This is a genomic window from Rhizobium sp. SVR5-2C (assembly GCF_056755115.1).
This window is the reverse complement of record NZ_JBNDHT010000092.1, coordinates 14,296-27,261: the sequence shown is the minus strand read 5'-3', so window position 1 is coordinate 27,261 and position 12,966 is coordinate 14,296. Positions and strand designations below refer to the sequence as shown.

Genomic DNA, 12,966 nt, shown 5'->3' with positions numbered 1-12,966 from the left:
CATACGGGTACGATGAAGCATCAGGATCGACTGCTGGTCCACTGTCTTGATCGGGACAAAGCGCATGTTCGGTCGCAGCACCGCTTCGCATATGGCTTCGGCATCAGCCGCATCGTTCTTGTTGCGCTTCACGTACGGCTTCCGTAATGGGCGCCTCCTGGTCAATCCCCCGATTTGTCTCGCCGCCGGCTTCTTGCTTCCGTCCGTGGTCAGCCGATCAGCTGCCACTTGATGTGGTTAGAGGAATGGAGGAGCCCATCTTCACAGCGTGGTCAAACCACATCCGTACGTACGGCTTACCCCATCCACCGTCCCGGCGACGGGACCTCGGGTAGCAGCAACACGTGCTGCTAAGCTTGTTCCTCCGCCAGCACACCCCCAGTCCGCACGCTACGCCGCTATCGGATTTCGATAGGTCGTCCCGTCGAGCCAGATTCCGTGCAGCAGAATCGCGAGCTTGCGTGCCAAGGCAACGATTGCTCGCTTGGTCCCCCTTCGTTTGGCAACGTTTCGCGCCCAGTCCTTCAAGTTGGACGGTAGCTTAAGACGAAAGAAGAGCACGGTTGCGGCCTCGAACAGTGCTGATCGCGCCATCATATCGCCAGCCTTGGATATGCCGCCGGCAACATCCGTCTCTCCTGACTGATATCGTCGCGGCGTCAGCCCGAATAGCGGACCAACATCGCGAGATCGCTTTATCCGGTTTGGATCATCAATCGCCGTCTTGAACGTGAGGGCCGTTAACGCGCCTACGCCTGGTACACTCATCAGTCGTCCGGTGACTTCATCCTCTCGTGCGATCCTCAAGAGCGCCTTATGAAGCTTGGCCACCTCACGTATCAGCAGCGTGCGGGCTGCCAGCATGGCATTGGCGATCGCCGTCAATGTGTCCTGCTCGGCCACGAGTTCCCGGACTCTCAAATCGAACATCTGGCGGGGCACGGTCCCTATCTTTAATCCGAACCCCCGAAGGATGCCCCGTATCGCGAGCTCGATGTCGATCAGCTTTCCCTGCAAAAGTTTGCGAGCGGTCAACAAGGCGCGGACCTCCTGCGAGGCAAGCCCCTTACAATGAACCGAACGGTACCACCCCATTCGCAGCAAGTGTGCAATACCCAGGGCATCGCGGCGGTCGGTCTTCACCGTCATCGCAGACAGAGCCGCCTTCACATGCCGCGTCTCCAGCAACACCACATCGAATCCAACGGCAGTCAGACCGGAAAACAGCCACTGCGAGAGCGGGCCTGCTTCCAGACCAATCCGAGACACCTCGAAATCGAAACCTCGAAAAAAGGCAGCCAAGGCATCGGGGTCCGACGCCACCTTCTGCTCGCATATCACCTGACCAGTCGCGTCAAGAATGCAAACAGCAACCTCTTTCAACGATACGTCCAAACCGGCATAATAGCTCATGGTCGTCCTCCACAGTGATGCTTGGGGCCGGCTCAAGCCGAGACCCCGTTCTCCATCCTAGCGGGGGACGACCACCTGGATCGAGGCACCGTGGCGCCTAGCCCATTACCGCATCTTCACATAGCGGGGCGGCATCAGCCGCACCTCGTGACCGAGCTTCGTCAGCTCTCGCCCCCAATGGTGGGCAGTCGCACAGGCTTCCATGCCAATCAGGCACGGTTTAAGGCCCGCGAAGAACTGAGCAACATAACGGCGCTTCAGTGGTCGGCGAACGACCACCGTGCCGGTTGCGGAAATGGCGTGCACCTGGAACACCGACTTAGCAATGTCGAGTCCAATCGTGGTAATCTCTTCCATGGATGGCTCCCCCCATGCGGTTCCTAGCAACGCCGCAATCTTGGCACATCGCGATGCCGGCGGAGGAGCCGTCCACAGCATCAACTGCGGCGTACTGTGCGAGGCTGATGCTTCATCTGTCTAGCCGCTCAATCTGAAGCGAGCGCGTCCGTCTCGGGGGCTATCTTTGATGGTTTGCGGCAGAATTGCAGGTCGCATCTATGGCTATTGCACCGTTTACGAAGCGCTGCTGCCGGACCGACCAATGCGCCTTTGTTTCTTTGCCATCGCGGACGAACAAGACGAGGTGCGGCAAGAGACTTCCTTTGGGAGGGAGAAAAAACCAAGATCAGAGACCACGGGTTCTTGGTAACGCCATTTCGGCACGACGAGGCACCACGGGTGGCTGTCTGCCAGGGCCTCCGCCCCCTCAATGATACGGCGGGTTTGCTCAGAACCGGCGAACGAAATTGTAGCAAGCACGATAGCCAGAACCGTAACCGGGATCGCGAGGCCACTGTCGCGGTGGACGGCCATAAAGACGATAACTGTGCTGGCAGTTAGGCCGATGCCCAAATCCAACATGCGCCCGCCTGAGCTGCCGCCGAGGAGGGAGGCGATGCCGATCGTCAACGCAAGACCTCCCACAGCACCTATGACTGCAAGCAAGACCCTGTCGATCCAGCGCGTGTTCTCGCCGAGCAGGATTTCTGCTCTTAGCGAATCGTAATAAGCAGCAACGCAGAGCCGAAGTGCCAAAGCGACGAATACAGTCGAGATGAACAACGTCAGAAAGGCAATTCCGATGGCGTAGCCCGCGTCCTGATCGGACCAATGAACAGGCCCAAGGAGCAATCGGAACGATATGAAGGCGAGAGCCGAGAGAGCGGCCGACCTCCACATAAGGAACAGCGGAAGAAATGGGCTGACTAGCGCCAGCACGAAGAATACGATGAACGAGGTCCAAATCAGAGTGGTTGTCATGAAGCAATCAAAAACACAGCAATGTTAAAGTTGAACAAACTGGCGCTCGTTGCAACCGAATGACATACAAATTCTGTGCTGTCTCGAACCGTCGGCTGAAACCTAACGTACAACGCCGAAGCGGAACATTAGCAGCATTTTGATCGTTTTAACGTTTGGGATCGCGTGGCGAGGCTTAATGTTTTGCCCCTTCCTTGCCCTTGGAAGGCCGCGCGGTCCTGGATCAGTTTCCGGCGCAATGGAACATCATCGATACGATTCGGGTTAACCCAGCGGATCGCGCGGTATGGCACGCCCTGCCAGCCGCGCGTCCAGCCAGCAATGCTGGGACCTGGCCCTGTCCCCTCCTTAGCAGCAGTGCCTTCTTTTTGCTCCGAACCGGAACATTGCTACCTCTTGAGGGTTGGACCGATTGGGATCGCGTGGTCGATCTCTGCCGGTCCCTTTTCCGTTACTTCATACGGAAAGCCGCGCGATTCCACCTGGTTAGCCAAGCTGCCGCCGGTCCTTTTTCTCGGTACGCTAGCAGACTGGAACGCTTGCTGGTCCGATTGGTTATCGCTACGGCCGCGCGGCAGTCTTCCGGTCCTTCGCCATCGTCACCTGCCCGGCGAACGAGATGATGGCGGCGATCCACGATCGAATGCCGGTCATTCTGCATCCCGTGGACTATGACCGCTGGCTCTCTCCCGAACCTGATCCGAATGACCTAATGAAGCCCTTCCCCTCGGAGTTGACGACGATGTGGCCGATCTTTAGGAAGGTCGGATCACCGAAGAACGACACACCTGAAATCATCGAAGAGATTGATCCCGATCCCGAGCCGACACTGATCTGAAATTATCCAGCGCCGTGGGAGCTTTCCCGAAAAGGCTTTGCACACACGCCTTGTCAGATCCTGAGTGCATCAACCAACGGAACATGAAATATAAGCCGCTGTATCGATGGCAGGAAACCTGGCCCGGAGAGACCGCTCTCGATGGCAAGCCATTGCAGGATTTCATCGGTCGGGATGGGAAAGTGACGATCGGCCGCATTCGTCTGGAGGATGCCGGGCCGAAGCGTGGGCAATGGCAATGGAGCGGTCTGGGGCCGAACGTCCGGGAGAGGCTGCTATCGCACCAGGGGTTCTGTCCCACGGCCCGGGAAGCCTCGCGTATGGTCTAGGACTATTATTGTCGGCCAATGAGGCACAACGAGATGCGAGGAGGCCAGGATGTCGATTGAGGGACACACGAGCGCACCAGGCGCCAACGTCCACGTCGAGCACGATTGCGACCATGAGGACGCCAATGGCATCCGCTGCACGGAATGAGGGATGCTATGGATTTGAGGAGAGCAGCGCCATTACCCTCTGGTATTGCCGAAAGCATCAGCCGCTGAACTATCGCGGGCTGCCGAGGCATGGAGGAGCGACGGGATGATGCCGGAAGATCAGGGAGAGCCGCGCGGGCCTGACTGGTGGATATGGCCGGTGATGGGGCTCGCCATGCTCGCAGCGATTGCGGGCGTTATCGGGAGCTTGGCGGTGTTGTTCGGCCTCATCTGAGCCGTACGCTATCGCACCGGAACCTTGTAAATGCTTTCAGTGTTCGAGCTGGTGGGATCGCGTGGCGTGGGTACTGCTTTGACCCTTCTCCGCCCTATGGAAGGCTGCGCGGTCCTCTGGATCAGATTGCCCCGCTACGGCGGGGCTTTTTCTTGATCGTCCGCCAGTGGGAACTTCCGAACAGCGCCGCCGTTGTTAACCGCTCATCATCTTTAAGAGGTAGGTTATGGACGACGGTCACTGGGCCACCAGTGTTGAATTGCAACTGCGGCCCGGTGCGCGGTGCGAGGTAATCACAGGAACACGGGCAGCCTTGACATTGCTTACAACCCGGTGGTCCACATTCGGTCCGGCTTTCTTCCGTGCACAAAATGTTTGTCTAGCGGCGCTCGACAATCGAACGACGCGCGAGGCTGCACGAGCCGCTTTTATTGCCGCCGCCAGAGAAGCTGGGCTATGGATGCGATACTGTTTCTGGCTTTCCATCAGCAACCATAATGGCGATCTGACCCTGCAACCGCTCTCCACCACCACCAGCGGGATCTCTTTTTGTCCGTATGCTCCGGACCGGAACGATGGCCTATCCCGAGCGTTAGTATGACGGCCGCGTGGTAGACTTCCTTACCTCAGTCGCCAGCGATGTCAGACTGCAACTCTCATCCTGGTACCGCGCGGTCACCGTTTTCCCCGTGACCTGTCCCGCTTCGGCAGGGCTTCTTTTGGAACATTGCGGAACCTGCCTTGTTTGGCACGCCTGGGGTGCGCGGCAGTTCTTCTGTTCAACCCGGATGACACCCCTCTCCGGGTGCCGCGTGGTCAATCCCGCGCTGAATGGCTCGGGGATACAAGAGGCGCGGCAAGGGCTCGCTTTTCCGTAGGGGCGGGCCCTTCGATCCTAGCCCTTATTCATTATTGACCAACAGGCTCCCTGGAGGTTTAGTTTTAAGCGCAGTAGCCCCCAAGCACAGCCGTGACGGCCACGTTACCCATACCCGCGGCCGCCATAAGACGAGGAGCTCGACATTTTTGAACCTTTTGGACGAGCCCTTTGGTTCTTAGCCCCAGCGCGTGCGGATTGGCAGCTCTCATCCTGGTGCCGCGCGGCCACCGTCCCGAACACGTCGGGAGTGCTTAATGAGTGATCCTGATCGATATTCCGGTAAGCCACCGGGGCACACCTCGGGTGTGGATATTGGTAGCGCTAGCTGTCGCATTGGCTTTTCTGCTTGCATGGCTGTTCGGTTGGTTAGGCGGCCCTGCCGGTTTGCCGACTTCCAACAGCGGACCGGTACCTTCGAGCTGATTGGTCACCGGCTCCGGCTGCTACTCGGCCAATTAATCATTGACGAGCTGTCTTCTCGGCCTACCTGACTATAGACGCTGATGCGCCAACCCACAGCGCCCGACCACGCAAGCGATAAGGTCCAACAGCCCACCGCCGTGGTCAGCGACAGGGCTCGCCTTTTCTGACACGTTTGGGCGAGCCCTGGTCGTACTGGCTCTCCGTAGTGCCGTGCCAATCGCCCGACAAGATCATGCGGATTGCCGAACATGGATCGCAAAGGATCAGGATCTCGGACTGGTTGAGCACAGCTCCCGCAGGAGACGCCAGGCGCCACCTTGTCGCCCTTGATCTCATCCCAGTACTTCTTGCGGTAGATTGCCTCCAACTCCGAATTGCTGATGTTCTTTATGGGCACGATCGGCGGGCCATGCGAGCGGCGGTATTCGTTATAGACACGCTGCGTCACGCCTTTCATCGTCGCGCCGCCGGGATCCTTTGGATTGTTGGAATAGCCGCCTTCGATGATAAGCACCTTGGCGAGAGAGAGAGCGAATTCGTCTGCGGGGTCGAGGACCTGCATTGTTGAGCTCCAGATTGTTTCGAAAGGTTCAGGCAAGTTACGCGCGCGATAGGCGGGCCTACTTGCAACAGTGACTTAGCGTGAGCACAATGCTGGAAGGCGATTCCCGCTTGTGCCCGATGATCATGAGGATCTTCGATATGGTCTATGACTGGACAGGTGTGCGTACCCGGCGTATCCGCAGAATTAAACTAGCAGCAGCCTCGATCAATGCCCTGGCAATCATCTCTGCACCGGTTCTCGCCTTGACCTAAGTCTCGGATCGAAACGGCCGTGGCGGATATCGATCGCCGGTTACCCTTAGACATTCATTGCGACGGCCGAATAAGCGCGAGCCTCAAGTTGCCGCGCCGCACTGTCGCCGCGCGACATAAGACCGTTAAAAATCGGGTAGTTCCAGAGAGGTGTGCTTCTGGTAAGGACGCCTCGCGGCAATAGTTGCAGTTGTCGCAACGCAAGAAGGCCCGCACCCCCAGTGCGGCAAAGGAGACCCGGCAGGACCCCAGATCCTATGCCGGGTCTCCACCCTCAAGCACCGTCGCGAAGAACTTCGCACGTCCATTTGATCGTCAAAAATATCATGATGTGTCGGACAGAGATTCGTCCGGTGGATTTTAACCGGCCGCTATCCTTGCCGGTTCATTGCTATTGCGCGATCGACACGCGCCTATCAACTTGCCGGGGCTCGCGAACCCCAGCGCGGCACCCGGAGACTCGGCGGGGACCCCAGACCCAAGCCGGGTCTCCGACGCGCTAACGTTTGATTGCGTCATGCGATTGGTAGAAAAAAGGCCCGTTAGGGAGCCTTATTGATGCGAGTGCGAAGGGAACTAAGCGACGACGAGCCGCCGATTTCCTTGGCCATTGAGCTTATCGAGATGAGCTCGAACGATCCCTGCGCAAGCTAACGAAGCCGCTGACCTCAGACCTACACCGGTGGCTGCCGCTGCAGGTTTCGATGGTCCTAGTATTCGTAGTCGCCTCTAATTAGGGGGCATCCTCGCCGATTGCCGAATTCCATTCGCACAGGGCCTCGGCGCTTAAAACCGTCCACCACAATTTTGCGGGAAGACACCCCGGCAATATGCGCGCGGCGAACGCCTTGATCACGGGCAATGTCCAGCGCGTCGTCTGGATCACAGCCACGTTGCCGGTAGCGATAGCGGTCTTGGCGGTCGTAGCGATACCTGTCTTGGTCATAAACGTCTACGCCGCCAGGGCCTATACGAAGCTCTAAATCTTGAGTGGCCCCGATAGTCGGAGCCAGCAAGGATCCACTGATAACCGACCCGATTAGAACCAGCTTGACTAAGGCACGCATTGGGGCTCCGGAGCATTTCTATGCCGATGAACGTCTGGTAGCAAGGATGGTTCCGCGAGTAAACGGGAACCCGCCGACCGCTGCGACGGCTTCGCCATGGTTAGTCACGGCCAGGCAATCGGCGTGAGCGCCGCGATAAATTCAGCGATCGATGGCGGCTGCATCGTCCCGGCCGCGACGGTGTTGATCGTGATTGAATCGACTTCCACAAGCTGAACCGCAATGCGGGCTGTGGATGGTGCGCTAGCCGCCGTGAAGGCAGCGGAAACCCGCGGCGGTAATTGTACTCCTGCACGATTGGATTTCGGAGAACTCGTAGGTCGAATAGTCGTCCCAGCGATGAGTACCGACACCGCCGACGGGCGACTCCTTGCGGGGGTCGTAAAGGCCTGCGCCGCGGAGCTCGAAGAAGAAGTCAGGGAAACTGTTGAGCTTCGCCTGGTCATACGTCATCCACACGATAATGTAGCAGATGCCAGTACCGATATGGTCTGTCGTCCAGCGCCCCAGCGGATTCGAGTGTGACACCAGCCCCGCATCCGTAGCCGTCTGCGTGCCATTGTAGAACACGAACGACACGCGCCGGGCGTAGTCCCCGCTGGCCACGGAGTAGGCTGTCTTCACGGCATCAGATGACGTGATGCTTAACGAAAGCTGCTTGCCGCCGGCCCAAATCTTGGACAAGCCATCGCAAGGGAATCGGAGAATGCTTAAATCTGCTCCAGGTTCTTATTGGAGCTGCCATAGGTGTTGACGTAGCAGTCATGGCCAGCGATCCCGACGAGACCGCAGACGACCTTCCGGCTGACGTTCTCACCATAGTCGCGTTCGAACTGCGTGCCGCCTGGCTGCTTCTTTTGCTTTTTCTCAGTGAGCTTACCGATCAGCAGATTGAGGCCGATGATTGCACGACCAATGATGCCGATGGAACCAAAGAAGGTGCCTATTGCGCCGACGACAGGTGCAAGAAAGGGCATTAGGTCACCTTGAATGCATGAGCCACGGCGGAAGACGGGAGGAATTCGATAGTCTGGAGGCCGCGCGCCATGAAACCGATGGCCGTGAAGACGCCGCCGGAGAGGACGCCATCGCGATTAATGACGCCGACATCGCCGCGCTGCGCCAGCGCGACAGGTATCTCAGGGAGCTTGGCGGCAAACGCCTCTTTGACCTTGGCAAAACCGTGCTGGCGAAGCTTCTTGGCGGCCCTCGTCTCGGTTCTTGTAGCCGATGGCATCTGGATACATCCGTTCACCGGTTATCGCTTCAACGACATCATCTGCGATAAGGTAGCAGTCGGAGACGCCGTACTGCGCAGGCAAAGCACTGGTGGCGTGCGATGACGGCATTGAGGCGCTTTTTCCCAGCCGGGGAGTCTGGTCATGTGGAGCCATTGATCCTAAGTTTCGCCCAACAAGGGCATGATGAAATGAATTCAGTCTTGTCGAAGCACAGAGAGCGCATCGCGGAAGCCCTCAAGGATTACCAAGAACAGCTTTCGGACATACAGAGCGACATCGTCATTAGGGCTATGGCGCCCGAGCCCGATCAACGGGAGCTCAGATTTCTCTGGCGGCTTGAAGAAGAGTACCGTGACATTCTCCGCCGCTTCGACAATCTCTCTGAGGCGATCGAGGCAGTTCTGAACGCCCCTTGAAACCAATTCCTCGAGCCGTGCCTGAGTTCGGTTCCGTACAATCCCTTGAAAAACAAATGCCGTGCGGCAGGTTGTCAGCGGCAGGGGGATCACTGATGCACAGAATAGCGCATAGCGGCTTTTGCATTGTCGTTCGGAAGGCCGCGTTAGCTGACAAAGCGATCGATTTCGAAGGGTTTCAGCAACTCACCCGCCTATTGGAGCTTACTGGAGAGGACGATTACATTGCCGTTTATGGACCGCTGAAAGGTGGCGAGGCGTCCATGAACCTGCAGCGTGAGTTTGAAAATTTGGGCTTGAGCTATCTCGACGACTTTTATGCTCTCGATCTATTTTTGCCATCGTGGCTGTCGGCAACGTTGGCATTCAGACCACAATAGCTACAGCCCCTTAAAGCCTATCGCGCGCCGCGCCCGCAGCCGCACTCTTTGCGGTGTTGACCGCAGAGCCGACTGCCCTGCCCCAGTTGACATCGACACGGCCAGCCGTGGCGGCATTGCTCGAAGAAGCAGTCGCCGGGATCGCGCCTTTGCTGGTCGGCAACGGTGCGCTTGCGTCCATTCACGCGGCAATAATCCAACTGGCGGCCTTCACAGCGCGCCGTGAGATAGTAGCCGCGCTCGTCGTCTGCATTGTGCTCGATGACGTCGAGATAGCCGCGCGCCACAGGCTCCACCTGCAACGGTTCGCCGGTGTCCGGATGAAAGTGAGCGTCGTAAACGACGACCGGCCTATCGCGATAATCTTCCGTTTCGATCTCGGTCAGAATTTCCGGCGTCAGACCGTCAGACGGACTCTCTGCCAGCGTCAGCGTAAATCCGCCATCCGCAGCCGTGCCAGTGCCGCCGCCGATATCCGAGACCTCGAGGAGACCGAGCGGCTGGTATGTCACGCCGGCGAAAACCAGCGGTTCGCGGCACGCGATGAATCCGTAGAAGCGCGGACAAATACATCTTGATTTAACAACTGGAGTGAATGTTACGGCGGTCGTTTCTCTCAAGTCGAACGAGGGCGTGTGCTCTCCTGGGGTGAAGTTACACGGCTCTGGCTTTATCGTGTCAAAAGCCGAAGCCCTGCAGCTCGGTTTGGGCACCCATGTGGGCTGGAAAAGCACATCGATGATAAGCACCTTGGCGAGAGAACGTGCGAATTCGTTTGCGGGGTCGATGACCTGCATTCTTGAGCTCCAAAAATATGATGATGTGTCGGACAGAGACGCGTCCGCTTGAGGTTAACCGACGGTTGTCCCTGCGGGTTCATTGCTATTGCGCGAGCGACATGTCGCGATCAACTTGTAGGGCCTCGTGGACTCCAGCGCGGCACCAGGGAGACCCGGCGGGACCCCAGACCCTAAAGCCGGGCCTCCCCCTCCGCGCGTCGACTCCGTACATATGAGGCTCCAGATGGTACGGGTGTCAGTGTCCGGCCGCTAAGCCCCGGCAATTCGAACGCGGCAAATGCACAATATTCTCTAGTGACGATTGCAACTTTGTGCGTATATTTCGCCCGTCTAACGGGGGTGGAATATGAAAATTACATCAGCAGTACTGTTATTTCTGTCGATATGCGCTTTTGGACATAATGCTTACGCGCAAGCCTGCGATCCCAATGAGATAACTAGCGGACTACCGTGGTGCTTTACAGACCCAGGTGTCGCAGCCGGCGCACGTGACAGCATTGTGAAGGGGAAGACTTGCGGCTCAATCGGTTATATCCAGTTGGGTTTCCAGATATGCCAGAGCCATAATGGCAAAGCACTGGATGGTGGGAAAAACTGCCCTCCTCAACTTTGGTTGGACATAGCGAATAACACACCGGTCATCCCAACTGATCCTTCCTTGGATTGTGCGTCGCTGCCTGGCATCAAGGTGCCGGCCAATCCAAGGGGTGGGCAGTGTGTAACCACATCCGGCACATGCTCAGTATCTTCCGGGCCTATAGGCGGGTCGTGTAGCTGCAATGGGGTTCCCGGAACCATTCGTTGACGTGCTGCGCTAATGCGGCAAAAGGAAAACCCGGCAAGGCCCCAGACCTTATGCCGGGTCACCGCCTTTGCAAAGCGGCGAAGCACCGCGCGAAGATTTGAGCAGCTAAATCCTGGATGTCCTTTGGGGGCGCGCGAAATAATTGACCGTTAACGACTTCGCCGAAACGTTACTCGACTCGTCCCCCACTCCAGTGGTTCAGTTGAGAATAAGGTTTGAGGGGTGGTGTATGGGATACGAGTGGGATGACGCCCGCGAGCGTCGAGCATATGCGATTAAGGTCGTTTCGATAGTGCTGGCATCAGCCGTAACAGCCGGGGTTCCTACATGGATCGTCGCCAGAGCTATGGGGCTTTGACAAAGCAGTACTCGGTCAAGGGATCGGACTTGCTTGCAAAATATGTCTGCATCGGTCCGACGCCATCGATAAAATGTCGCCTTGACGAACTGATGACCGATCACCGGGGTTCGCGCTAGCCCATCCCCGATGAAGGCCATGCCGATGGCGATGGGGAACTCCCATAGCCATTCCATCCCAAAGAACCGGCGGTGCGACTCGCGCACTTTGTTGGGGTGCCACATGACACGGCCGATCATAGCGCCAATGATGGTTGTTGCCGCCCGCCGAACCATGTCCCTCCCACGGCCATAACCAGTCTTCTAGCTGGAGGTTCGCGGTGTTCAATAGCTCATCTACTTCATGTTGGACGCCGCGAGTTCAACAACCGTCCCCCGTTTCTTCAGCCAGCGAAGAACACGGATCTCCTCCTGGTCCATCCATCGAAGAAGCCTCGCGCTTTCTGTCTTGATCTTGAGGATGTCACCGAGCGTGCCAGCGCGGAAGTCTTCGAACACCGCCGGGTGAATATATGAGGAGCGGCAGACCGAGCGAGTGTTCAGAAGTTTCGCGGCGACCCGGTCGATCGCCTCGTTGAACTGGCGGGCGAGTGCCCGGTCAGTAGTCGCCGCTTCCAGCGATGCGAGCGCCTCGACAGCCATGCATGTCGCACCCCAGGTCCGGAACTGGCGCGAGCTGAAGTCCTGTCCGGTTACCTCACGAATATAGGAGTTCACGTCATTGGACGAGATCTGTCGATATTCGCCATCGCTGCCGACGTACTGAAATAGATGCTGGCCTGGCAGTTCCTGCAGCTTGCGCACGACATTGGCGATCCGACGATCGCTATGGGCCAGGTTCCACTCCTTCCCGGACTTGCCCTTGAATCGAAACTTCACTCTTCCGCCCTCGACCTTAACGTGGCGGGTTCGCAAGGTCGTCAGGCCGTATGACTTGTTTGCTTCCGCGTAAGCAGTGTTTCCAATTCGAATATAGAGGTTGTCGAGCATCCACACTACCGTCGCGAGGGCCTTGTCCATGTTGAGGCCGCGTGAACCGAGGTCCATGTCCACCTTTTCCCGTAGTTCCGGGAGGCGGTCAGCAAAGTCGGCGAGGCGCTCGAATTTGGCGCGCCCCCGCTCCTCGTGCCAGTCGGCATGGTAGCGATATTGCCGCCGCCCGCGGGCGTCAGTGCCGATTGCCTGGAGGTGAGAGTACGGGTTCGTGGAGATAACGACATCGGTGTAAGCTGGCGGAATTGCCAATGCGTTCAAACGCCTGATTTCGGCGGCGTCTGTAATCCGCCGCCCGTCGGGCATATGGTAGAGGAAGCCCCTTTTCCCTTGCTTGCGCGTGATTCCGGTTTGGAGACCTGGAACATACACAAGTCCGGATTCGATCTTTGCTTCCGCGGCAGCCGCTGCGATATCATCCTCCGAAATCATCTTGTTCATGGCGCGATAACTCCGGGGACGAACCGGTGTTCCGTATTATCGGGCCGCCCGTACGTTAGCAGACC

The 12,966-nt window shown here is 57.8% G+C and carries 14 protein-coding genes and 4 pseudogenes; 5 read left to right on the top strand and 13 right to left on the bottom strand.

Translation table 11 applies throughout. The features are described from left to right. The 4 genes and pseudogenes from ACPYOI_RS23420 to ACPYOI_RS23405 form a co-directional block, all read right to left on the bottom strand. A pseudogene (locus ACPYOI_RS23420) lies at positions 1-141 on the bottom strand (IS110 family transposase); the annotation flags it as partial. Between the two features lie 249 nt (positions 142-390). After that, the gene (locus ACPYOI_RS23415) at positions 391-1,413 is read right to left on the bottom strand and encodes an IS110 family RNA-guided transposase (RefSeq protein WP_481415829.1); all 1,023 of its coding nucleotides are present in this window, start codon (positions 1,411-1,413) and stop codon (positions 391-393) included. 114 nt (positions 1,414-1,527) lie between these two features. Continuing rightward, a pseudogene (locus ACPYOI_RS23410) lies at positions 1,528-1,770 on the bottom strand (IS110 family transposase); the annotation flags it as partial. A gap of 216 nt (positions 1,771-1,986) precedes the next feature. Continuing rightward, complete coding sequence (locus ACPYOI_RS23405) at positions 1,987-2,733, bottom strand: hypothetical protein (RefSeq protein ID WP_481415828.1); 747 nt, start codon at positions 2,731-2,733, stop codon at positions 1,987-1,989. A gap of 583 nt (positions 2,734-3,316) precedes the next feature. Here ACPYOI_RS23405 and ACPYOI_RS23400 point away from each other — a divergent pair. From ACPYOI_RS23400 to ACPYOI_RS23390, 3 genes and pseudogenes are all read left to right on the top strand, one after another. After that, positions 3,317-3,571, top strand: a pseudogene (locus ACPYOI_RS23400) (SOS response-associated peptidase family protein); the annotation flags it as partial. A 582-nt stretch (positions 3,572-4,153) separates the two neighbouring features. Next, the gene (locus ACPYOI_RS23395; protein ID WP_481415827.1) at positions 4,154-4,282 is read left to right on the top strand and encodes a hypothetical protein; all 129 of its coding nucleotides are present in this window, start codon (positions 4,154-4,156) and stop codon (positions 4,280-4,282) included. Positions 4,283-4,508: 226 nt separating this feature from the next. After that, positions 4,509-4,883 carry a DUF982 domain-containing protein gene (locus ACPYOI_RS23390; RefSeq protein WP_481415826.1) on the top strand — a complete coding sequence of 125 codons (375 nt, stop codon included), beginning with the start codon at positions 4,509-4,511 and terminating at the stop codon, positions 4,881-4,883. Positions 4,884-5,589: 706 nt separating this feature from the next. Here ACPYOI_RS23390 and ACPYOI_RS23385 read toward each other — a convergent pair. The 6 genes from ACPYOI_RS23385 to ACPYOI_RS23360 form a co-directional block, all read right to left on the bottom strand. Continuing rightward, a complete protein-coding gene (locus ACPYOI_RS23385) occupies positions 5,590-6,147 on the bottom strand; it encodes a glycosyl hydrolase 108 family protein (RefSeq protein ID WP_481423419.1) in 558 nt (185 codons plus the stop codon). A 964-nt stretch (positions 6,148-7,111) separates the two neighbouring features. Next, on the bottom strand, positions 7,112-7,468 hold the full coding sequence (locus ACPYOI_RS23380) for a hypothetical protein (RefSeq protein ID WP_481423418.1): 357 nt from the start codon (positions 7,466-7,468) through the stop codon (positions 7,112-7,114). 243 nt (positions 7,469-7,711) lie between these two features. After that, positions 7,712-8,152: a hypothetical protein gene (locus tag ACPYOI_RS23375; RefSeq protein ID WP_481415824.1), complete on the bottom strand. Its 441-nt coding sequence runs from the start codon at positions 8,150-8,152 to the stop codon at positions 7,712-7,714. Positions 8,153-8,178: 26 nt separating this feature from the next. Next, complete coding sequence (locus tag ACPYOI_RS23370) at positions 8,179-8,445, bottom strand: hypothetical protein (RefSeq protein ID WP_481415823.1); 267 nt, start codon at positions 8,443-8,445, stop codon at positions 8,179-8,181. Then, positions 8,445-8,705 carry a DUF6950 family protein gene (locus tag ACPYOI_RS23365; RefSeq protein WP_481415822.1) on the bottom strand — a complete coding sequence of 87 codons (261 nt, stop codon included), beginning with the start codon at positions 8,703-8,705 and terminating at the stop codon, positions 8,445-8,447. The genes ACPYOI_RS23370 and ACPYOI_RS23365 overlap by 1 nt, the downstream gene beginning before the upstream one ends. Next, positions 8,608-8,817, bottom strand: a complete 210-nt coding sequence (locus ACPYOI_RS23360) for a DUF6950 family protein (protein WP_481415821.1) — start codon at positions 8,815-8,817, stop codon at positions 8,608-8,610. Before ACPYOI_RS23360 ends, ACPYOI_RS23365 begins: the two co-directional genes overlap by 98 nt. Here ACPYOI_RS23360 and ACPYOI_RS23355 point away from each other — a divergent pair. Then, entirely contained in the window at positions 8,808-9,125 is a 318-nt protein-coding gene (locus ACPYOI_RS23355; RefSeq protein WP_481415820.1) for a hypothetical protein, read from the top strand. The two genes, ACPYOI_RS23360 and ACPYOI_RS23355, sit on opposite strands and share 10 nt — an antisense overlap. 95 nt (positions 9,126-9,220) lie before the next feature. Beyond that, positions 9,221-9,505 carry a hypothetical protein gene (locus ACPYOI_RS23350; protein WP_481415819.1) on the top strand — a complete coding sequence of 95 codons (285 nt, stop codon included), beginning with the start codon at positions 9,221-9,223 and terminating at the stop codon, positions 9,503-9,505. Between the two features lie 17 nt (positions 9,506-9,522). On the opposite strand, the gene ACPYOI_RS23345 is transcribed toward ACPYOI_RS23350, so the two are convergent. The 3 genes and pseudogenes from ACPYOI_RS23345 to ACPYOI_RS23335 form a co-directional block, all read right to left on the bottom strand. Next, entirely contained in the window at positions 9,523-10,302 is a 780-nt protein-coding gene (locus tag ACPYOI_RS23345; protein ID WP_481415818.1) for a hypothetical protein, read from the bottom strand. Between the two features lie 1,279 nt (positions 10,303-11,581). After that, positions 11,582-11,760 (bottom strand): annotated as a pseudogene (locus tag ACPYOI_RS23340) (phage holin family protein); the annotation flags it as partial. A 43-nt stretch (positions 11,761-11,803) separates the two neighbouring features. Then, positions 11,804-12,901, bottom strand: a complete 1,098-nt coding sequence (locus ACPYOI_RS23335; RefSeq protein ID WP_481423417.1) for a DNA topoisomerase IB — start codon at positions 12,899-12,901, stop codon at positions 11,804-11,806. Positions 12,902-12,966: the final 65 nt, after the last annotated feature.